We start from the raw sequence: 20,340 nt of genomic DNA on the forward strand, positions 1-20,340 counted from the left end.
ATTACTTACTTACCGTTCGGTCAGCATACCGACACCTCCGGCGGAAGCACCAGACGTCGGGCCGGATCAGAAGAGGCGTGCGGTGTAGGCGGAGGTGCGGGCGCCGTCGAGGAGGCGCTCGGCCAGCAGGTGCTGTTCGCGCAGCTGTGCGAGTTCCTCGCGGCTGAGTTCCCGCCGAGGGGGGAAGACCCGGCGAGCGAGGGCGAGACGGATGCGGCGGGCGAGGCCGGACACCCGGATGGACGATTCGAGGGGGAGTGCGTTGTTCATGCAGGTAGTCCACCGCGCGAGGGGGTGCCGCCTCGTCGGTGACCACTACCGAGATCGGTGCGAGCGACTACCGAGATCTCAGATTCCGAGCTCCGCGGCGGCCCGCACGGCATCCTGCCGCGTTTGCACGCCGAGTTTCGCGAGCACCGCGGCCACGTGGGTGTCGACGGTGCGCACCGACACCACCAGCCGGTCCGCGATCGCCGCGTTGGTGAGGCCCTCGGCCATCAGCCGCAGGACGGTCACCTGACGTTCGGTCAGGCCCTCGGGGTTCCCGCGCGTCGTGGTCGACGGTCCGCGCGGGATGCTCCGCACCCCCCGCTCGCGCAGCTCCGCCCGGATCCGGCGCGCCAGCGGCACCGCGCCGATGCGATCGAGGATCGCCAGCGCCTCGAGCTGGTCGGCATCCTCGGGGCTCTCGGACAGGGCGACGGCCTCGTGGTACGGGGCTCCCGCCTCGCGCCACAGCTCGGCGGCGCGCCGCCAGTCCCCGCGGGCCTGCACGGCGGCCGGGAACGCGTCGCGCTCCGGGATGTGGATGTCGTCGTCGCCCGACCGCCTCAGAATGTCGCCGAGTTCGGCGCGCAACGACGCCGCCTCGCGGCGGACGGCATCCTCGTATTCGGGGCGTGCGATGGCCCTCGCCTCGGCGGGGTCGCCGCGCAGCAGGGCGGCCTCGGCCCGGGCGACGGCGACCGGGCCGCGGCGCTGGAGTTCGCCGAGGTGGTCGGCCAGGCGCTTCGCCTCGTCGAGCGCCTCGTCGACGCCCTCGTCGCCGCGGCGCAGGCGCACGGTTCCGGTCACCGTGAGCGCGACGCACCGGGCGTGCGGGGGATCCGGCAGCGGGTCGACCATCGCCAGGGCGTCATCCCAGCGTGCCCGCGCGAGGTCGAGCCGCGCCTGTTCCATCTGCTGGTAGGTGACGAAGCCGATGTACTCGGCGCGTTCCGTGACCTCGAGGGCGCGGTCGAGGTGGAGCTCGGCGAGGGGCAACCGGTACTGATCGAGCAGGCCCCACACCAGGTTGACGGCCGCACGGGCCGCATCCTCGATGTCGTCGACCGCGAGCGCGACCTCGCCGGCCTCGACGAGTTGCTGCATTCCGTCGAGGTCGCCGCGGTACATGAGTGCCGTGCCGTAGTTGGTCAGAGCGTGCGACAGGGCCCCGGCATGGCCTGCCTCCCGGGCGATGGTGATCGCGCGGGAGGAGAGTTCCAGCGCTCGGGCGGTGTCGTGGGCGAGCAGGGCGAGCTGGGCCTCGTTGCTGATGGCCAGGGCGTAGAGGCTCCGGTCGGCGGCGTCGACCAGCACGGCGGATGTCTCACGCGCCGAGACCTCGGCGTCGGCCCGCCGGCCGTCGAACCACTGGAATCGGGAGAGCCAGCGCAGGCTCGCCCCGAGCCGCTCGGGGTCACCGAGCTCCCGGCGCAGCCCGACCGCGTCCAGCTGGGCGATCACGGCCTCGTGACCCAGGCCGACCGTGTACGCCTCGATCGCGTACTCCTCGACGAGGTCGGCCCGCTCCCCGAGCGGATACCGGTCGGCGTAGTTGCGCGCCACGCGGTAGTGCTCTGCGGCCTGGCGGTGAGCACTCGAGGCCGCCGCGTCGCGGGCGGCCCGCGGAGCCCACTCCACGACGGCCTCGACGTCACCGGCGGCGAGCGCGTGGTGCACCAGCCGGGCCGGGTCGGCGAGGCCGGTGTCGAGGAGGGCCGCGAGCACGCGGCGCTCGAGCTCGATGCGGCGCGACGCGGGCAGCGCGTCGACCACGGCGCGGCGGGTCAGCTCGTGTCGGAAGCGCACCCCCTCGGGGCTCACGTCGAGGATGCCGCCCTCCTCCGCGGCTTGGAGCGCACCTGCGCCGTCGACCAGCCGTTCGAGCAGCTCGGCGTCGACGACGAAGGGCACGACCGCGAGCTGCTCGACGTGATCCTGGGTCGTCCGATCGAGACGCCGAAGGCGTCCCGTGACGGCGGCGACGACCGTCGGCGGCACGCTCGCCTCATCGGCTGACGCGACCAGCTCGCTCACGAAGTACGGGTTGCCCGAGGTCTGGGCGAACACGCGATCGGCGTCGAGCCCGCTCCCCGCCGTGAGCGCCTCCACGGCCCCCGGTGAGAGACGCTGCAGGGCGATGCGGTCGACGCCGTCGCGGTGTCCGAGGTCACCGAGCAGCCGTGTGAGCGGATGGTCGCGGTCGAGCTCGTCGCGATAGGTCAGCACCACCACTCCGGGGAGGGTATCGATGCGCCGGGCGAGGAAGCGCACCACGTCGAGGGTGGCCTCATCCGCCCAGTGCGCGTCTTCGATGACGAGGATGGTGCCCGGCGCAGCCTTCAGCTCCTCCTGGATCGCGCTGAAGACCTCGTCCCGATCGCCGCCACGCAATGCCTCGGCGAGGCGGGCACCGACCGCGTCGGTCAGATCGCGCAGCGGACCGAGCGTCCGCGGCGTCGACATCGCGTCGCACGACCCGACGAGCACCCGCGCCTCGTCGGGCGGGTCGGCGCGCAGGGCACGGATCAGGCTGGACTTGCCGATGCCGGCCTCCCCGTGGAGCAGCACGACGCGACCGCGTCCCTCCGCGGCCGCTCGGGCAGCCGTGCGGAGCCCGGCCAGCTCGGGCCCACGCTCCAGGAGGTCCCTGGACATAGTGGGAGCATGCCCGCGACGGTCGGGATTCGCAACCGGGCGCAGGGCCGACCTGAGGACCTTCGGCCCTACTCGCGCTCCGCCCCGATGACGAGGATCGTGCGCATGACCGACATCCAGATCACCGAGCATCACGAGCAGCCGACCGCGGGCGTGCGGGAGACGGTGCCGATGGCCGAGCTCACCGACTTCTTCTCCCGGGCCTTCTCGGCGACCATGGAGGCGCTGGGCGCACAGGGGCTCCATCCGGTTGGCCCGCCGTACGGCAAGTACTACGGCATGCCGGGGGAGGTCGTCGACGTCGAGGCCGGGTTCCCCGTCGCGACCCCGATCACCCCCGCAGGAAAGGTCGTGCCGGGAACCCTTCCCGGTGGTCGCACCGTCGAGGCGACCCACATCGGGCCGTACGACACGATGGAGAACACCTACGCCGACGTGCAGCGCTACTTCGCCGAGCAGAAGCTGACGCCGTCGGAGATCATGTGGGAGTGCTACCTCAGCGACCCTGACACGGAACCCGATCCGGCGAACTGGCGCACCCAGATCTGCTGGCCCCTCGCATGAGCCCCGTGGTCGCGCGGCTGCTCGCCGTCGTCGGCACGGTACTCGTCGGCCTTCCTCTGGTCGCGCCGGTCGGCCTGGCGATCGCCTCGCTGTTCGTCGGGGGCTTCCACCTCGACTTCCTGCTGCCCGGTGAGCTGTTCCTCGTCGTGCTGGCGGGCGGTGCCGCGCTGCTGGGGGCCGCCCTGGTGTCGCGGCGACGCCGCTGGCCGATCGGCGCACTCCTCGCAGCGGTCGTGGTGCTGCTCGCCGCCACCGCTCTGTTCGCGAACGCGACCGGCCTCGCCTCGGGAAGCACCGAGGCCGAAGGCTGGCCGCTCGCGATCGTCGCGGGAACCTACGCCCTCTACGTCGCGGCCGTCGTCACCCTCTTCGTTACCGGCATCGTGCTGTGCCGCGACCTCTTCCGCCGCTGATATAGTCGTCAGGTTGACCACCGTTCCATCGGTCTCGGTCAGCCAGCCACGCGCCCGTAGCTCAACGGATAGAGCATCTGACTACGGATCAGAAGGTTGGGGGTTCGAATCCCTCCGGGCGCACCATGAGAAGTGCTGGTCACGCCGATCAGCGGTCGACCCGAGATGCGACGTGGTCCTCGACGGGGAGGAGCGCGAGCACGGTGGAGGTCAGTTCCTCGACGAGCTGGGATGCCGAGAACGTCCGATCGGGTCTGAAGTCGGCACCGATTCCGAGCCCCAGGTGCCGGGAGGCGAGACTGTAGACGATCTCGTCGCACCACTCCACCCGCGCGGCGGTCACCGGTGAACCGTTCTCTGTGCATGCTCGGGCGAGCGCTGCCACAAACCACCCTTGAGCCAGCAGCGCCGACTCGCGGCCCCGTGCGACGAGTGTCGAATCACGATATGCGCTGAGCATCAGCGCGCTGATGATCGGGGCTTCGCTGGCAAGAATCGTCACCCGGGCCGATACCAGCGCGCGGACGTTCTCCTCGAATGCGCGCTCAGCATGCACGGCGGTCTCGAACGCAGTCTTGGTGCGCGCGTCGATCCGGTCCAGCTCGCGCTCCTGCACGGCCCGCACGATCGCACTCTTGCCATCGAATCGCGCGTAGATCGACCCGACCGAGACGCGGGACCGATCACTCACCTCGGCGATGGTGAGGCTGCTGTCTCGTCGTTCGACCAGCAGGTCGAGCGTGGCATCGAGCACGCGCGCGAGCGACTCCCTGCTGCGGGCCTGCTGGGGCTCGAGCATTCCGGATCCAGCCGGCATCGGCATTCCACCTTCCACGGACAATTCCCTCGAACAACACCCGGGGATGAAATAGAATCCTAATTCTAGTATGGTCGAAGACGTCGCCGCATCGTCGCTGGGAGGAAGGGCAGTGCACCTCGAGTACCTCCGCGTCGAGCAGCTGGCCGCGCCGATCGGACTGTGGACTTCACGCCCGCGCTTTTCATGGCAGCTCCCAGCCGGGTCCACCGGTCACGTTCAGAGTGCGTATGAGCTGGTGATCCATGATCGCGAGGGGGCGGTCTGGACGACGGGTCGCGTCGAGTCCGCCGATTCCGTTCTCGTGGAAGTGCCGGGATTCGAGGCGCGATCGCGCACCGCCTACTCCTGGCGTGTGCGGGTCTGGGCCGAGGGATCGCCCGACCCGACGGGGTGGGCCGAGTCGACGTTCGAGACGAGCATCCTCGACCCCGCCGAGTGGGAAGCTCACTGGGTCGAACCGGAGCAAGAGTCGGTGCGCCCGGACGGTGCGCAGAACTTCGCGGAGCTGTTCTCGCTCCGCATCGACACGCCTCCCGGGGAACGGCTGCTGCCGACCCCCTACGTGCGACAGCGCTTCGAACTCGACGGAGTGCCGGTGCGCGCACGGGTGTACGCGACGGCGCACGGCATCTATCAGGCGGAGCTCAACGGGCATCCCCTCGGCGACGAGGTGTTCGCCCCCGGGGTCGAGACCTACGGCGCCTCGCTGTCGTTCCAGACCTACGACGCGACGTCGGCGGTGCGGGTCGGACCGAACGTCTTCGGCATCGTGCTCTCGGACGGATGGTATGCGGGTCGGGTCGGGATCCTCGGGTCGAGCCGAGGCTACGGCGATCGGTTGCGGGCGTACTGGCAACTGCACGTGGAGACCGAGGACGGTCGCACCCACGTGTTCTCGTCGGACGGGTCGGCGCGCAGCTCCACGCGGGGTCCGATCCGATACGCCGACCTCGCGGTGGGCGAGGGGTACGACGCTCGAATCGCCTGGACCGGCTGGAGCACGGCCGGCTTCGACGACGGCGACTGGTCCCCGGTGACCGTCGCGCACCCCGAGCAGAGGCTCGTCCCGTTCGAAGGCGAACCGGTGCGTCGAGTGCTCGAACTGCCCGCCGTCGAGATCCTCCGGACGCCGGCCCACGAGATCGTGGTGGATTTCGGGCAGGTCATCGCGGGGCGCGTGCGGTTCCGGGTCGAAGGGGAACGTGGTCAGGAGGTCAGCCTTCAGCACTCCGAGGTGCTCGACCACGACGGCAACTTCTTCATGAACATCCTCGGCCCCAACAAGGACCAGACCGACGTGTACACCCTTGCCGGGACTCCCGGCGGCGAGGTGTGGGAGCCGACCTTCACGTTCCACGGTTTCCGCTACGTGCGCCTCACCGGGTTCCCCGACGACCTCGACGAGTCCGACTTCACCGCGATCGTCACCGGGAGCGACCTGCGGGTCACCGGGAGCTTCCGGTGCTCCGACGACCGTCTCAATCGGCTGCACGAGAACGCGGTGTGGAGCCAGCGCGGCAACTTCCTCTCCATCCCCACCGACTGCCCGCAGCGCGAGCGGTACGGGTGGACGGGCGACCTGCAGATCTTCGCCCCCACCGCCGCCACGAACATGGCGGTCGGGCCATTCCTGTCGCGTTGGTTGCGCATCGTGCGTGACGACCAGTTGCCCGACGGACGCATCGTCAACATCTCGCCCATCCCGCCCCAGCTCGACTTCCTGATGCACGCACCCCCGCCGAGCTACGACGACCCGATCCTGCTCCTGGCCTCGTCGGCGGGGTGGGGCGACGCGATCGCGATCGTCCCGCAGGTGCTGTACGAGCGGTACGGCGATCGTCGGGTCTTGGCCGACAACTACCCGGCCATGGTGGCCTGGGTCGAGTACCAGATCCGGTCCGCAACGGAGGGGGTGGCGCCCAGGCTGGCCGGCGTCGAGCTCTCGGCTGTCCAGCGTGACCGCCAGCAGTACCTCTGGAACACCGTGCCGCACTTCGGCGACTGGCTCGCTCCGAGCACGCTTCGCGGCCCTGATGGCAGTCAGATGAACGCCCCGCGCCGCACCGGCGAGGTCGTGGGCTGCCTGTTCCACGGGCGCACTCTGGAGATCGTGGCGCAGGTCGCCGAGATTCTCGGCCACGACGCCGACGCGGAACGCTACCGTCGCCGCGCCCACCGGGTGTGGGCGGCGTTCGCGGACGAGTACATCGGCGACGATGGCCGCATCCTGGGCGATCTGCAAGGGCCGTCGGTGCTCGCCCTCGCCTTCGGGGCCGTCCCCGAGAGGCTGCGGGGCGCGGTGGTGGATCGGCTGGTCGAGCTCATCCACGAGGCCGGGGATCACCTGGACACGGGGTTCGTCTCCGTGCCGTTCCTGCTCGACGTGCTGTGGACGCACGGTCACCGGGATCTAGCGCTCACGCTGCTCTGGCAGGACACGGCGCCGTCGTGGCTGTACGAGGTCGATCGCGGCGCGACGACCATCTGGGAGGGCTGGGAGGCGATCCAGCCCGACGGTGTCGTCACCGACCTGTCGTTCAACCACTATGCCTTCGGCTGCGTCGACGACTGGATGTACCGGCGTCTGGGAGGACTTCAGGCGACGGCTCCGGGATTCCGCCGTTCGCGCATCGAGCCCGCCTTCACGAGCGGGCTCGACGACGTGAGCGCCACCATCGAGACGCCGTACGGCGCGCTCCAGTGCGAGTGGCATCGCCGCGGCGATCACGTCGAGGTCGAGGTCCACGTGCCGTCGAACACCACCTCGACGATCGTCCTCCCCGCCGTCACGGGATCGGTCGTGGATGCGAACGGTCATCCCGTCGACCCCGACAAGGACGGCGAGGTGCCCCTCGGGCCCGGCAGCGGCCGCTTCACGTTCACCCTCGAGACCCACGAGCGAAGGAACCCTGAATGGCACGACCACGGAAAGCACTGATCGTCGGCGCGGGGACGCGCTCCCGGGGTATCGACGGCGTCGATGTCCTGATCGGCGATTTCAGGTTCCCTGATGAGCGCTTCTCTCGCGATGATCGGAATCGGATGTGCGAAGGAGCCTCTCGATGACACCCACCCGGAAGATCCTGATCGTCGGCGCCGGAATCGGGGGGCTGTCCGCGGCCATCGCGCTCGCCCAGGCCGGCCTCGAAGTCGACGTCGTCGAGATCGAGGCGGCGAGCCGCGCCCCGGGCGTCGGCTTCGGGCTGCGCACCAACGGGATGCGCGCGATCCGGGAGCTCGGTCTGCTCGACGCGTGCGTCGCGATCGGCACGGTCGGTGCCGGACTCACGTACTACGACAACGAAGGCAACCACCTCTGCGACCTCTACTACGAGGAGGGCGAGGAGGGGATGCCGAGCAACCTCAACCTGTCGCGGCTCGGCTTCGTCGAGGCGGCGACGGCTCGCGCGACCGAGCTCGGCTGCCGTTTCCGCATGTCGGCGACCGTATCGAGCCTCGAGCAGGACCCCGACGGTGTCGACGTCGTCTTCAGCGACGGCGGCTCCGGCCGGTACGACCTGGTGATCGGCTACGACGGCGTCAATTCCCAGATCCGCGACGAGTACTTCGGAACGCAGTACGGACCCACCCCGGCCGGAGGGGTCGCGTGGCGGATCCCGCTGCCGCGGCCGGAGGGACTGGAGAGCACCATGTTCTGTCAGGGCTATGGAGGCAAGTTCGTCTTCGCCCCCCTGCCCGACGACCTCATGTACATCGTGCTCACCGTCGCCGAGCAGGACCGGCCGCGCTACGACCCGGCAGAGATGCCGCAGATCATGTACGAGCGGGCGCGCGCGCTGATGGGCGACTCGACCTTCATGGCCGAGTCGATCGAGCTCATCCGCTCGGCGCCGAGCGTGACCTACTCGCCGTACTCGACGGTGTGGGTGCCCTACCCGTGGTTCCGGGGTCGCGTGATGATCATGGGCGACGCGGCGCACGCGATGGTGCCGTATCTGGGGTCGGGGGCCGCCATGGGGATCGAGGACGGCGTGGTGATCGCCCAGGAGCTCGGCCGCGACCAGTCGCTCGTCGAAACCCAGATCCGCTTCATGGCGCGCCGCCTCCCGAGGGTGCGGGCCGTGCGCGACCGGTCGATGGAGTCGATGTACCAGGAGTTCGACACGCTCACCGATGAGGCTCTGCAACGCCGCTACGCGTGGCTGCGCCACGACGAGCCGATCGCCAACGAGTACTCCAACCGGCTGCTCGCCCAGCCGTACTGACCGACGACACGTCCCCGAACTCCCCCGACCCCAGGAATGGATCGATGACCCCGACGACCGTGCGCGAGCTCGAGATCGATGCGAGCGCGACCAGTGCCTTCCGGCCCCACCGGGCGGCCGGCGGGGTGCCGGGCCCGGTGACCGCTTACCCCGACTTCCCCGACCTGACGCCGCTCTGGCGCGAGGCCGGGCTGACGGTGGTGCGCTCGTTCGACTGGGTCTCGCGGCTCGACACGCGCGACAACCCCGAGAGCCTCTTCCCGCGTTGGGACGCCGATCCGACGGATCCCGCGAGCTACAACTTCGCGGCGACCGACGAATGGGTGGATGCCGTGCACGGCATCGGCGCCGAGGTGCTCTTCACGATCGCCAGCTCCATTCCGCAGAACAAGCTCCCCGCGCTCGACGTCGCGACTTACGGCGTCGTCGTCGAGCACGTCGTGCGCCACTACGCCGCGGGCTGGGCCAACGGACCGGCGAAGCCCGTGCGCCGCTTCGAGTTCGGCGACCAGCCCGACCTCGGGCCGCTGCACTTCGACGGTCCTGCCGACGCCTTCTACGCCATGTACGAGGCCTTCGTCACGGCCGTCGCGCGGGTCGACGAGACCCTCGAGGTGGGCGGACCCTCGCTCGCCTTCCCGCTCAACCGCGACGCGCCCTTGCGCGAGGGCTTCCTCGAGTTCGTTCGCGAGCGCGGCCTGCGGCTCGACTTCTTCTCGTTCCTCTGGTTCACCGACGCCTCACGCGACCCGCTCGACTTCCGTTTCGTCGCCCAGGAACTTCGTTCCCTGCTCGATGGATTCGGCTTCACCGACACGCGGCTCCTGCTGTCGTATTGGAACTACCTCGCCGTCCCCAGCAACTCGGCGCCGTCGGACGAGAAGGCCGCGTTCCAGGCCGCCGCGGCGATCTATCTGCAGGACACCCTCATCGACGAGGCGTTCTTCTTCCGGGCCGACAGTGGCAAGGATCCGCACTACGGATTCGACGACCCCGCTGGGCTGTACGCCGACGGAGTTCCCGATGAGCGAGCCACCGCGTTCGCCCTCATCGGTCGTGCGATGACCGGCCGGCGTCTGGCGGTGACGGGCGGCGACGAGTCGGGATTCGCCTGCGTGGCGAGCCTCGACGGGGATGTCGTCCGCATCCTCATCGCGAACTTCGTCGCGCCCGCTTCTGCCCTCGAGCCCCGGAAGAGCGACGAGTTCCGGTTCACGATCCCGATCGGTCCGCAACGTATCGAGCTCGGCCTCCGCCTTCCCCCGCAGCGCTCCGGATTGGCGTCAGCGATGGTCGGGTCGGCGCGAATCACGATGAGCCACCTGCCGTGGCCGGGCCGCACGGTCGCGATCAGAAAGCACGCTCTACATGGGGGGTGGCAGTCGGAGGGCCCGGCTGCCGTCTCGCACGAGGGTGTCCTCGAGCTCGACGTGGCGACCGAGGCGCAATCGGTCGTGCTGGTCGAGATCGCTGCCGGAGAGCATTAGGACGTCGTCCGCCCCGTGCCGTCGAGCCCATCGACAGGCCGGATCAGGGGATCACGCTCGGGAGGGCCCCGGTAGGTTGATCACGTGGAGACCCGTGCCCCATCGATTCCTCCGCGTGAGGGCTGAGGCATGCCCGAGCGCGAGGATTTCGAGGAGCTGTATCACGACGCTCCCGTCGGGTATCTCACGACGCGAGTCGATGACCGCATCACGCGGGTGAACCGCCGGCTGCTGGAGTGGACCGGCTACGACGAAGCGGATGTGCTCGGCCGACGGTTCGTCGATCTGCTCGACCCCGCCACCCGGGTCTTCTACGAGACCCGGCACGTGCCGGTGCTGCACCGCGAAGGCGAGACGCGCGAGGTGGTTCTCGGCATCCGCTGCAAAGACGGCCGGGTGATGCCGATCCTCATCAACTCGGTGCTCGTGCTCGGGCCGGACGACAAGCCGCGACTGGTGCGGTCGGCGATCTTCGACGCGACGGAGCGCAGCCAGTACGAACGCGACCTGGTCGCCGAGCGACGGCTCGCCGAGTCGGCCGCCGCGCGCGTGCAGGTGCTGCAGAACGCCTCGGTGGAGTTCGCCGAGGCGGCCACCGAGACGGAACTCGCCGAGGTTCTGACTCGCATCGTCGGGGATGCCCTCGGCGCGTCCGCCTCGTGCGTGGCGACCGTCGATGCCGCAGGCGAGCTCGAGGTCATCGCCGGGGTGAACCCGCTGGCGGGGCTCTACGCGCAAGACGATCCCCGCCCCGGGCCGGACTCGTTGCTCACCGGGGAGCCCATCGTCCTTGCCGGGCACGACGAGGTCGAGGAGCAGTATCCGACGATCGCCGAGGCGATGCGCACGGCGCGGCTCGAGGGGCTCGCGGCGTTCCCTCTGCTGCGCGATCACGCGCCGTTCGGCGTCGTCGCGGTGTTCTTCGACCGCCGACGCGAGCTGGAGCCCGCCGCGATCGCCCTGGTGGAGGCGATCTGCCTGCAGGCCGCGCAGGCGCTCGCCCGTGTCCGCCTGCAGGAGGAACTAGCGCACCTCGCCCTGCACGACCAGCTCACGGGGCTCGCCAACCGGGCGCTGCTGCGCGAGCACATCGAGGCGGCGCTCGCCGCGAGCGCGCGCTCGAGCCAACCGGTGGCGATGATGTTCCTCGACCTCGACCGGTTCAAGCCGATCAACGACCGGCTCGGTCACCCGACGGGCGACGAGGTGCTGCGCGAGGTCGCCGAGCGTCTGCGCGCGGTGGTTCGAGACAGCGACGTCATCGGCAGGTTCGGCGGTGACGAGTTCATCGTGCTGTGCCCCGAGACGGATGACGCGGAGGCCGCCCTGATCTCGGAGCGCCTGCGCGAGGAGATCGGCCGGCCGATGGAGTGGTTGCCCGACGGGTTCGCGGTGTCGGCCAGTGTCGGCGTCGTCGTGCACCGAGCGAGCGAGCATCCGGCGACGACCGACGAACTGCTCGAGATCGCCGACGCCGAGATGTACCGCGCCAAGAACGGCGGGCGCGACCGGGTGAGCATCGCCGGCCGCTCCCAAAGTCGGCCGTAGCTCGGTCAGTACCCCTGATTGTGGCGGGCGAGTCTACACGAGTAGAGTCGTCGATCACGAGACGGTATGGAGTGACGATGAAGCCGTTGACGATGACGTCGCCCGTGACCTTCGCCCTCGACACCGACATCGGCACCGACGTCGATGACCTCTTGGCGCTCGCGCTGACCTTGGGATCGCCCGAGTTGTCACTCGCCGCCGTCTGCACGGTCTACGGCGACGTGACCCTGCGTGCGCGCATCGTCGCGAAGGCCTTCGCCGTTGCGGGCCGCACGGCGCCATCGATCGCTCCGGGCCTGGCCGAGGCACGGTCCGGGCGAGAGGTCTGGTGGCCCGGCCACGAGGGCTCGACGATCGTTGGTCTCGACCAGCAAGGGTTCTCGACCTTCCGTGATGCGATCGAGGAACTGTCGGCGGCCTCCCTCGTCGTTGCCATCGGCCCGTTGACGAACGTTGCGGCCGCCGTCGAGAGGCCGGGTAACACGATCTCCGAGATCGTCATGATGGGAGGCGAGTTCAGGGATGGGCGCGTCGAGCACAACATCCGGTGTGACATCGACGCTGCCCGCGCCGTCTTCGCAGCGGGAACGAACCTCACCGTCGTCGGGCTCGATCAGACCGAGCGCGTCCGGCTCGAGCGTGGCGACGCGGCACGGATCGCCAGGGCGGGGTCCCTGGGTCGGATGATCGACGCGGAGGTGCAGCGATTCTGGAAGGTCTCCGGGGCGACGTCGAACGTTCCGCACGACCCGCTGGCGTTGCTTCTGCTCGTGGCACCCGAGATCTTCCACATCGAGCAGGGTGTGATCACTGTCGACCCGGACGGCCGTACCCGGTTCGCGGCCATCGCGGGCGGGCCGCACCGCATCGTCACCGACTACGACGTCGACGAGGCCAAGCGACAGATCGTCGAACGCATCATCGCCGCCTGCACGAGCGACCCGGGATCGCTCGTCGACGCGGTGAGGTCGTGACGACGGGCCGCCGGCTCACCGTCGATCGGGGATGACACCCACGCCGGGGTCACTCGGTGCAGCCGCAGGATCGCCGAATCACCAGGTCGACGGCGATCTGCTGTCGCCCGCGGGGTGGGGGCTGGCCGAGCACGGCACTGAGAGCGGCATCTGCGATGCGCGCAAGCGGCTGCTCGACCGCGGTGAGCGGGGGATCGCTGAACACCGCATCCGCGGTGCCGTCGAACGAGACGACCGCGAGGTCCTGCGGTACCGAGATGCCGAGCTCCCGGGCAGCTCGCAGTAGACCGAGAGCCTGCACGTCGGATGCGACGAAGACGGCGTCGACGCGAGGCCGTCGCGACAGCAGGTCACGGGCGGCCGCGTGACCGCCCTCGCGCGAGTAGTCCGCTTGGACCGACAGGTCGGCTCCGGATTCGAGTCCGGCCCGGGCGAGGGCTTCCCGCCATCCCCGCGCGCGATCGTCGGCCCCGGGCGCGCCGGCGAGGCCGCCGAGGTGCGCGATGCGACGCCGGCCGTGTCCGACGAGATGCTCGACAGCGGTTCGAGCGCCGCCGGCGTTGTCGATGACGATCGAGGCCTGCCCGGGGCGGCTGCGCTGATCCAGGTAGACGGTGGGCGTGCCCCGGAGTTCAACGGTGGAACCGGGCTCGAGGCTCAGCACGATGAGTCCGTCGACCTGGCGATCCACGAGGGACTCGACCTGCGCGCGTTCGCGCTCGGGATCGTTGTTGGAGTCACCCAGCAGCAGTCCGTAGCCGGCGGTGAAAGCCCGGTCGGAGAGTTCGCGGGCCAGCGCCCCGAAATAGGTGTTGCTCACGTCGGGGACGACCAGGCCGATCGCGGTGGCACGACGAAGACGAAGTGCCCGGGCTGCCGCGTTCGGGCGGTAACCGAGTGCGGCCATCGCATCGAGGACTCTCTGGCGGGTCGCCGGGGCGACCGGGCGCGGACCGCTGTTGACGACATAGCTGACGACCGCGGTGCTCACTCCCGCGCGACGCGCGACGTCGGATCGAGTCGGGGGGTGACGTGGGGCGTCCCCGGGGGGAGTGGGATGCATCCTGCCTCTCTCGGTGTCCGACGGGAGTCTACGACGCCGTCGTTCTATTCGAGTAGATTCGGAGCGTGAGCATCGTGGCTGACATCGTCGTGCTCGGGAGTGCCAACGTTGATCTCGTCGTGCGTCAGCCGAGGTTGCCGGTGCCAGGCGAAACCGTGGCCGGCGCAGACTTCACCCGGGTACCCGGCGGCAAAGGGCTCAATCAGGCCATCGCGGCCGCCCGATCTGGGGCCACCGTCGCTTTCCTCGGCGCCGTGGGGCGCGATGAACTCGGAGACAGCCTGCGTCGCACCCTGCGCGACGACGGGATCGACACCCGTGGGCTCACCGAGACCGACGTGTCGACGGGAATCGCCGTCGTCTCGGTGCTCGACGGAGGTGAGAACGCGATCACCGTCGTGCCCGGCGCGAACGGTGCCGTGAGGACGCTCGACGACGAGTCGCGCGCCGCCATCACCCGGGCCCGGTTCCTGGTGGCGCAGTTCGAGCGCCCGATCCCACTGGTCGCGCAGGCGTTCGAGTTCGCGCGAGGCCTGGGGATTCCGACCGTGCTGACGCCCGCTCCCGTGACGCCTCTCGGCGGCGACGTTCTTGCGCTGGCCGACATTCTGGTGCCCAACGCTCAGGAGGCGTGCGAGCTGGCAGGCACACCGGATGAGGAGGTGGCGGCGCGGGAGCTCAGCAGAGGGGGTGCCACAGTCGTCATGACCCGCGGCGGCCGCGGGGTGCTCGTGGCGAAAGACGGCGCCGTGACGATCGCGGTGCCGGCCCGAGAGGTCGATCCGGTCGACACCACTGCGGCCGGGGATACCCTCGCCGGCTTCCTGATCGGGCGCCTTGCGCTGGGCGACGAGCTCGAGTCGGCACTGCGCGCTGCGGTGATCGCCGCTTCCCTGGCCGTCACCCGACGGGGCGCGTCGTCGTCGATCCCGTTCTGGCCGGAGGTCGAGCAACTGCTCTGAAGCCGGCGCCGAGCGGTGACGCAAATCCGTTTGCCCGCAGCGTGGGCAGCGAAGTGGGCGGAGCTTGACGCGCCGACGATCGAAGGGTCATAATCGCTGCAAATCCATTTGCGCTCAAAGGAGAGCCACGTGACCATCACCCGAAAGCTTCCCGCCGCATCCGCTCTCGCGATCGGCGTCCTCGTCCTGTCCGGATGTTCGCCGTTCGCGGGCCTGGCCGACAGCGACACCGTCACCCTGCTGACCATCGATGGCGGTGACGACAATCTCGCGCTCGAAGAGATCGTCGCCGCTTTCGAGGAGCAGAACGAGGGCGTCGACATCGCCATCACCTATGTGCCCGAAGACACCTACGCGACCAAGCTCCAGACGTCGCTGCTCGCCGACGCCCCCGACATCGCGGCGCCCTACGGCGCAGAGACCATGTTCGAGTTCGAACCCCTCAACGACATCGTCTTCGCGGACAACGGCCTGAACGTCGGCGACTACAACGCCGTGCTCGAGTCGTTCTGCGGCATCGACGGCCAGCTCTACTGCCTTGGCACCACCGTGGGCAACATGGGGATCTTCTACAACAAGGGCATGTTCGATGCCGCGGGCGTCGCGTACCCCTCGACGACCGAGGCGATGAGCTTCCAGGAGTTCGCCTCGCTCGCCGCTCAGCTCACCCAGCCCGGTGACGAGGCCACCAAGGTGTGGGGCGGCGGGGGCGACACCCTTCAGGCCTACATCGACCCCGCGCACTACCTGGATGACACCGGCCGCATCGTCGACGTGCTCAACGACGGCTACATCGGCGCGATCGAGACGCTGGCCGGCATGGTCACCGACGGCAATGCTCCGACGGCCGGCGAGACGCTCTCCGTCGGCGCGGACCAGGGTCTTCAAGCCCTGTTCCTCGACGAAAGGATCGCGATGTTCATCGGGGACAACTACGCGCTCGATGCCATCGAAGAGACCGACATCGAGTTCGGCCTCACGCCGGTGCCCGTCGTCGAAGGGGACGAGCCGTGGGTTCCCGTGTGGACGAACACCTTCGGCATCCCCGCCAACGCGACCCACAAGGAGGAGGCCATCGACTTCCTCACCTTCGTGGCCACCGAGGGCCAGGAGATCCAGGCGAAGTACGGTCAGATGCCGCTGCTGACCTCGGTCGCCGAGACCTGGGCGAACACCGACGGACGCAAGCAGCTCGTCGAGGTGAGCAAGCTCGCTCGCACGAGCGTGTTCAACCCCAACCAGTGGGCGTGGAACGCCCCGCTGATGGATGCCTTCGTTCTGGCAATGGACGGCGAACCGGTGCGCCCCCTGCTCGAAGACGCTCAGCCGAAGGCGCAGCAGGCCAACGACAAGACCTGGGAGACCTTCGACCTCGCCAAGGAAGCCGCCGGGGCGGACTGACCGCCCTTCGTCATGCCGGGGTCGATCGGCCCACCCTTTTCGCACCACGATCTGAGATGAGCCGCCGTGCATGAACCGATGAGTCCGTTCGACCTCGTGTCCGATGAGATCGAGCAGCGTGAGCAGACCGGATACGAGGTCGGGTCCGCGGTCGCGGCGCTCGCGAAGACCGACCCCGATGACGAACCTCGTCTCGAGCAGATCTACGCCGAGCTGATCACGGCGCCGCGATCCGGTGCGTGGGACTACGAGGAGCCCGAAGACCTCGACGACATCCTCGAGTCCCTCGCACCGGCCGGCGAGCACCCGGTGCCCGACGGCCGGGTCGACGACAAGGTGCTCGGCGGCTGGCTCGGGCGAATCGCGGGGTGCAACCTCGGCAAGCCGGTCGAGTGGGGCCCGCACTGGACCTCCTCCCACATCCGGCGCTACCTCGAGCAGGCGGGCGCGTACCCGCTGCGCGACTACTTCCCGCTGCTCGACCCGATGCCCGCCGAATATGAACTGCGGGAGAACTGGCCCGAGACGACGCGCGGAAATGTCGACGGAGGGTCGCGCGACGACGACGTCGACTACCCGATCCTCGGCCTGCACCTGCTCGAGACCCACGGAAGCGACATCACCCCGGCGGTGGTCGGCGAGGCCTGGCTGCAGCTGTTCCCCTACCGCCAGATCTACACCGCAGAGCGTGCCGCCTACCTCAACCTGCTGCACGGCGTGCCCGCCGAACTCGCGGCGACCGTCCGCAACCCGTACCGGGAGTGGATCGGAGCACTCATCCGGGGCGACGTGTTCGGCTGGGTGAACCCGGGGCGGCCCCGCGCCGCGATGGCGCTGGCGTACCAGGACGCGTCGCTGTCGCACACCGCGAACGGCATCTACGGCGAACTCTGGTCGGCCGCGCTGATCGCCGAGGCCTTCACGGCATCCACGGTGGCGGAGGCGTTCGAAGCCTCATTGGCGCATGTGCCGCCGCGCTCCCGGCTGGCCGAGGCCCTGCACGACGTCAACGGCATGCGCCGCAAGGGCCTGAGCTGGGATGAGGCCCTCGTCGGCATCCAAGAGCGGTACGCGCACTACAGCTGGGTGCACACCATCCCGAACGCCGCGCTCATCGCGGCGGGATTGCTCTGGGGCGAGAACGACTACGCGGCGACCGTCGGGCTGACTGTCATGGGCGGGTGGGACACCGACTCGAACGGCGCGACGGCTGGATCCGTCGCGGGAGTCGTGCTCGGCGCGGCCGCGCTGCCGGGCAGGTTCGTGACCCCGCTGCGCGACCACACCCGCTCGGCGCTGTTCGGGTTCGACCACTCGCGCATCTCCGACCTTGCCGAGCGCACGAGCGCGCTGGCCCGCGCCGGGATCACCTCGGGCGCGCGAACCGCCTGAGTCAGAGGTCGCGCAACGGCGACTCGTGCGCGGTCGCGGGGGCGACCACCGGCCCGACCGGACGCGCCCACTCGACGGCGTTGGCGAGCACCCGCCGCACCTGCGGGTGGTAGTACACCGGGAACGCCTCGTCTCCCGGGCTGAAATAGAAGACGCGTCCACGACCGCGGCGGTAGGTGACGCCCGACCGGAACACCTCGCCCCCGGCGAAGGTACTGGCGAACACCAGCTCGTCGGGCACCGGGATGTCGAAGGGCTCGCCGTACATCTCTTGCTCCGGGATGACGACCGGATGCTCGATGCCCGCCGCGATGGGATGCGTCGGGTCGATGGTCCAGACGAGTTCGCGCTCCCCGGTGTTGCGCCACTGGAGCGAGCAGGTCGTGCCCATGAGCCGGATGAACACCTTCGAGTAGTGACCCGAGTGCAGGACGATCAAGCCCATGCCGCCCTGCACGCGCGCGACGACCCGCTCGACCAGGGCGTCGTCGACCTCGTCGTGCGCCATGTGGCCCCACCAGAGCAGCACGTCGGTCTGATCGAGCACCTCGGGCGGCAGCCCCTGGCCGGGCTCGGCGAGCGTGGCGGTGCGGATGTCGGCGCCGCCGAGCAGCCCGGTCAGCCCCTCGGCGATCGCGCCGTGGATGCCGTCGGGGTAGGTTCCGGCCATCTCGGGCTTGGTGCGTTCGTGCACGCCCTCGTTCCAGACGGTGACGCGCAGCGGCGCGGAGCCGGTCATCGCTTCAGCAATCCGGCGACCCGGGGCAGTACGTCGGCCGGCGGTCCGCTCAGCCCGCATTCCATCGCGAGCCAGCCGTCGTATCCGATGTCGTCGAGCGCCGCGAGCGTCTCGTCCCAGTCGTAGTGTCCGGCGCCCGGCTCGAGACGGTTGCTGTCGCCGAGCTGCACATGCGCGATCCGGTCGCCCGCGTCGCGGATCGCCTGGCCGACGTCGGCCTCCTCGATCGACATGTGAAAGGTGTCCGCGATCACCCGCAGGCGGGGGTCGGCGAGCTCGTCGACGACGCTCGATGCGTCGGCCAGAGTGTGGATCAGGTAGTCCTCGTAGCGGTTCAGTGGCTCCAAGTAGATGACGGTGTCGACATCGGCGGAGGTCACCAGCGCCTGCCGAAGGGCGTCGAGCAGGAGCGCACGGGAATCCTCGTCGCTCCGGGGCGGGTCGAACGGCGGCAGCTTGGCCGAGAAGACGCCGAACGAGTTCGGGCAGACGATCCCGTGCGCTCCGGCGTGCCCGAGCGTGCGCAGGAAGCCGGCGAGCTCGCCGATCGCCACCCGCCGACGGCCGGGGTCGAAGTCGCCCAGGAAGGCGCTCGGAAGCACGACGGCGCTCGGCATGACCACCCCGGCGTCGCGCGCCGCGCTCAGCTCCTCGGCGCGCCGCTCGAACTCGCCGGCGCCGACCGCGCCGAGTTCGATGCCGTCGAACCCGACCGAGAGTGCGAACGCGAACTTCTGCTCGAGCGTGTCGCCCTCGAGCATCCATTCCTGAGCGGCCAGCCGGAAGCTCACGAGGTCACCTCGAGCGCGACCTGCAGAACGTCGGGGCCGGCCTGGTCGAGCAGGTCGAACGCCTCGGCCGCCCGCTCGAGGGGAAAGGTATGCGTGATGAGCTCGGTGACGGCGATCCGCCCGGCGACAGCGAGTCCGATCGCGGTGCTGTCGAGCCGCATCCGATCCCACCGGTGTTGCAGCGCCGGCGCGACCCCGGAGATCTGGCTCGCCACGACCTGAACGCGATTGTGGTGGAACTCTTCGCCGAGCCGCAGTCCCGCGCCGTCGCCTTGCATGAACCCGGCGACGCAGACCCGGGAGCTGTAGGCGACCGACCTGATCGCTTCGTGGAGGGCGGCGTAGTTGCCGGTGACCTCAAGACAGACGTCGGCGCCTCGTCCGCCGGTGAGGTCGCGGATGCGCTCGGCGACCTGGCCCTCGGCGACGTCGAGCGCGACGTCGGCTCCGAGGCGCAGCGCGAGGTCACGGCGCGCGGCGACGCCGTCGACCCCGATCACCCGGGCCCCGTTGAGACGAGCCAGCTGGGCGACGAGCTGCCCGGGCACGCCGAGCCCGAACACAGCCACCGTCTCCCCCACGTGGATGTCGGCATCCAACACCACGTTGAGGGCAATCCCGCCCATCTGCGAGAACATGCCGACGCGGGGGTCGGCCGCCGGGTCGAGCAGCCGCGGTCGAGCGTGCTCGGCGGTGAGCACCGTCTCGGAACGGTGTCCCCAGGTGCCCCACACTCGGTCCCCGGCCGTCACCCCGGTCACCGCCGCACCGACCTCGACCACCTCGCCGACCTCTTCGTAGCCCCAGCCGTCGAGCGGGTACTCCAGCGTCGCGGCACCGTCGACGAAGAGCCGGCGCTCGTCGTCCCACCGCTTGGCGAGGTAGGGGTTGCTTCCTCGGTAGGCCGTCAGCTCCGTTCCGGCCGAGATGCCCGAGAACAGGGTGCGCACGCGCACCTCGTCGGGCCCGACCGCGAGGGCCGCCTCGTCGATCACCTCGAGCACTCGGGGCGACCGGAAACTCACGACTCTGGGCATC

17 protein-coding genes and 1 tRNA gene are annotated in these 20,340 nt (G+C 69.8%); 11 read left to right on the plus strand and 7 right to left on the minus strand.

The genetic code is table 11. The features are described 5' to 3' along the window. Positions 1–66: 66 nt before the first annotated feature. On the minus strand, positions 67–270 hold the full coding sequence (locus IE173_RS06200) for a hypothetical protein (protein ID WP_191282604.1): 204 nt from the start codon (positions 268–270) through the stop codon (positions 67–69). 78 nt (positions 271–348) lie between these two features. Continuing rightward, on the minus strand, positions 349–2,922 hold the full coding sequence (locus IE173_RS06205; RefSeq protein WP_191282605.1) for an ATP-binding protein: 2,574 nt from the start codon (positions 2,920–2,922) through the stop codon (positions 349–351). Positions 2,923–3,027: 105 nt separating this feature from the next. On the opposite strand from IE173_RS06205, the gene IE173_RS06210 reads away from it, so the two are divergent. The 3 genes from IE173_RS06210 (at position 3,028) to IE173_RS06220 (ending at position 4,025) form a co-directional block, all read left to right on the plus strand. After that, entirely contained in the window at positions 3,028–3,486 is a 459-nt protein-coding gene (locus IE173_RS06210) for a GyrI-like domain-containing protein (RefSeq protein WP_191282606.1), read from the plus strand. Beyond that, entirely contained in the window at positions 3,483–3,899 is a 417-nt protein-coding gene (locus tag IE173_RS06215; RefSeq protein WP_191282607.1) for a hypothetical protein, read from the plus strand. Before IE173_RS06210 ends, IE173_RS06215 begins: the two co-directional genes overlap by 4 nt. A 50-nt stretch (positions 3,900–3,949) precedes the next feature. Then, positions 3,950–4,025 (plus strand) — tRNA-Arg (locus IE173_RS06220). A gap of 22 nt (positions 4,026–4,047) precedes the next feature. Here the strand turns inward: IE173_RS06220 and IE173_RS06225 are convergent. Further along, a complete protein-coding gene (locus tag IE173_RS06225) occupies positions 4,048–4,716 on the minus strand; it encodes a TetR/AcrR family transcriptional regulator (RefSeq protein WP_191282608.1) in 669 nt (222 codons plus the stop codon). Between the two features lie 70 nt (positions 4,717–4,786). Here IE173_RS06225 and IE173_RS06230 point away from each other — a divergent pair, with 70 nt between their 5' ends. The 5 genes from IE173_RS06230 to IE173_RS06250 all read left to right on the plus strand — a co-directional run bounded on the left by IE173_RS06230 (position 4,787) and on the right by IE173_RS06250 (position 12,954). Next, positions 4,787–7,657, plus strand: a complete 2,871-nt coding sequence (locus IE173_RS06230; protein WP_191282609.1) for an alpha-L-rhamnosidase — start codon at positions 4,787–4,789, stop codon at positions 7,655–7,657. A gap of 124 nt (positions 7,658–7,781) precedes the next feature. Continuing rightward, positions 7,782–8,945, plus strand: a complete 1,164-nt coding sequence (locus IE173_RS06235) for an FAD-dependent monooxygenase (RefSeq protein ID WP_191282610.1) — start codon at positions 7,782–7,784, stop codon at positions 8,943–8,945. Positions 8,946–8,989: 44 nt separating this feature from the next. Continuing rightward, positions 8,990–10,432 (plus strand): GH39 family glycosyl hydrolase, encoded by a 1,443-nt coding sequence (locus IE173_RS06240; RefSeq protein WP_191282611.1) that lies wholly within the window; start codon positions 8,990–8,992, stop codon positions 10,430–10,432. A 129-nt stretch (positions 10,433–10,561) separates the two neighbouring features. After that, positions 10,562–11,980, plus strand: coding sequence for a diguanylate cyclase (locus IE173_RS06245; RefSeq protein ID WP_191282612.1), 1,419 nt, complete (start codon positions 10,562–10,564; stop codon positions 11,978–11,980). 92 nt (positions 11,981–12,072) lie between these two features. After that, positions 12,073–12,954, plus strand: a complete 882-nt coding sequence (locus IE173_RS06250) for a nucleoside hydrolase (protein WP_191282613.1) — start codon at positions 12,073–12,075, stop codon at positions 12,952–12,954. Between the two features lie 49 nt (positions 12,955–13,003). On the opposite strand, the gene IE173_RS06255 is transcribed toward IE173_RS06250, so the two are convergent. Then, complete coding sequence (locus IE173_RS06255; RefSeq protein WP_191282614.1) at positions 13,004–14,017, minus strand: LacI family DNA-binding transcriptional regulator; 1,014 nt, start codon at positions 14,015–14,017, stop codon at positions 13,004–13,006. A 65-nt stretch (positions 14,018–14,082) separates the two neighbouring features. Here IE173_RS06255 and IE173_RS06260 point away from each other — a divergent pair, with 65 nt between their 5' ends. From IE173_RS06260 to IE173_RS06270, 3 genes are all read left to right on the plus strand, one after another. Next, complete coding sequence (locus IE173_RS06260) at positions 14,083–14,979, plus strand: ribokinase (RefSeq protein WP_191282615.1); 897 nt, start codon at positions 14,083–14,085, stop codon at positions 14,977–14,979. Positions 14,980–15,108: 129 nt separating this feature from the next. Then, the gene (locus IE173_RS06265) at positions 15,109–16,380 is read left to right on the plus strand and encodes an ABC transporter substrate-binding protein (RefSeq protein WP_191282616.1); all 1,272 of its coding nucleotides are present in this window, start codon (positions 15,109–15,111) and stop codon (positions 16,378–16,380) included. Between the two features lie 78 nt (positions 16,381–16,458). Next, positions 16,459–17,772: an ADP-ribosylglycohydrolase family protein gene (locus tag IE173_RS06270; RefSeq protein WP_191282617.1), complete on the plus strand. Its 1,314-nt coding sequence runs from the start codon at positions 16,459–16,461 to the stop codon at positions 17,770–17,772. A gap of 1 nt (position 17,773) precedes the next feature. Here the strand turns inward: IE173_RS06270 and IE173_RS06275 are convergent, their stop codons facing one another. Genes IE173_RS06275 through IE173_RS06285 form a run of 3 tightly spaced genes read right to left on the minus strand, consistent with a single transcriptional unit; the run spans position 17,774 to position 20,339 of the window. Next, positions 17,774–18,511: a ThuA domain-containing protein gene (locus IE173_RS06275; protein WP_191282618.1), complete on the minus strand. Its 738-nt coding sequence runs from the start codon at positions 18,509–18,511 to the stop codon at positions 17,774–17,776. Further along, entirely contained in the window at positions 18,508–19,302 is a 795-nt protein-coding gene (locus IE173_RS06280; RefSeq protein WP_191282619.1) for a sugar phosphate isomerase/epimerase family protein, read from the minus strand. Before IE173_RS06280 ends, IE173_RS06275 begins: the two co-directional genes overlap by 4 nt. Then, positions 19,299–20,339: a zinc-dependent alcohol dehydrogenase gene (locus IE173_RS06285; protein ID WP_191282620.1), complete on the minus strand. Its 1,041-nt coding sequence runs from the start codon at positions 20,337–20,339 to the stop codon at positions 19,299–19,301. Before IE173_RS06285 ends, IE173_RS06280 begins: the two co-directional genes overlap by 4 nt. Position 20,340 lies beyond the last annotated feature (1 nt).

It is taken from the genome of Pseudolysinimonas yzui (assembly GCF_014653215.1).
GTDB lineage: Bacteria > Actinomycetota > Actinomycetes > Actinomycetales > Microbacteriaceae > Pseudolysinimonas_A > Pseudolysinimonas_A yzui.

Bases quoted from the DNA above. Each gene is read 5' to 3' on its own strand.
- IE173_RS06200 (WP_191282604.1), bottom strand. From the start codon at position 270: ATGAACAACGCACTCCCCCTCGAATCGTCCATCCGGGTGTCCGGCCTC.
- IE173_RS06205 (WP_191282605.1), bottom strand. From the start codon at position 2,922: ATGTCCAGGGACCTCCTGGAGCGTGGGCCCGAGCTGGCCGGGCTCCGC.
- IE173_RS06210 (WP_191282606.1), top strand. From the start codon at position 3,028: ATGACCGACATCCAGATCACCGAGCATCACGAGCAGCCGACCGCGGGC.
- IE173_RS06215 (WP_191282607.1), top strand. From the start codon at position 3,483: ATGAGCCCCGTGGTCGCGCGGCTGCTCGCCGTCGTCGGCACGGTACTC.
- IE173_RS06225 (WP_191282608.1), bottom strand. From the start codon at position 4,716: ATGCCGGCTGGATCCGGAATGCTCGAGCCCCAGCAGGCCCGCAGCAGG.
- IE173_RS06230 (WP_191282609.1), top strand. From the start codon at position 4,787: ATGGTCGAAGACGTCGCCGCATCGTCGCTGGGAGGAAGGGCAGTGCAC.
- IE173_RS06235 (WP_191282610.1), top strand. From the start codon at position 7,782: ATGACACCCACCCGGAAGATCCTGATCGTCGGCGCCGGAATCGGGGGG.
- IE173_RS06240 (WP_191282611.1), top strand. From the start codon at position 8,990: ATGACCCCGACGACCGTGCGCGAGCTCGAGATCGATGCGAGCGCGACC.
- IE173_RS06245 (WP_191282612.1), top strand. From the start codon at position 10,562: ATGCCCGAGCGCGAGGATTTCGAGGAGCTGTATCACGACGCTCCCGTC.
- IE173_RS06250 (WP_191282613.1), top strand. From the start codon at position 12,073: ATGACGTCGCCCGTGACCTTCGCCCTCGACACCGACATCGGCACCGAC.
- IE173_RS06255 (WP_191282614.1), bottom strand. From the start codon at position 14,017: ATGCATCCCACTCCCCCCGGGGACGCCCCACGTCACCCCCCGACTCGA.
- IE173_RS06270 (WP_191282617.1), top strand. From the start codon at position 16,459: ATGAGTCCGTTCGACCTCGTGTCCGATGAGATCGAGCAGCGTGAGCAG.
- IE173_RS06275 (WP_191282618.1), bottom strand. From the start codon at position 18,511: ATGACCGGCTCCGCGCCGCTGCGCGTCACCGTCTGGAACGAGGGCGTG.
- IE173_RS06285 (WP_191282620.1), bottom strand. From the start codon at position 20,339: ATGCCCAGAGTCGTGAGTTTCCGGTCGCCCCGAGTGCTCGAGGTGATC.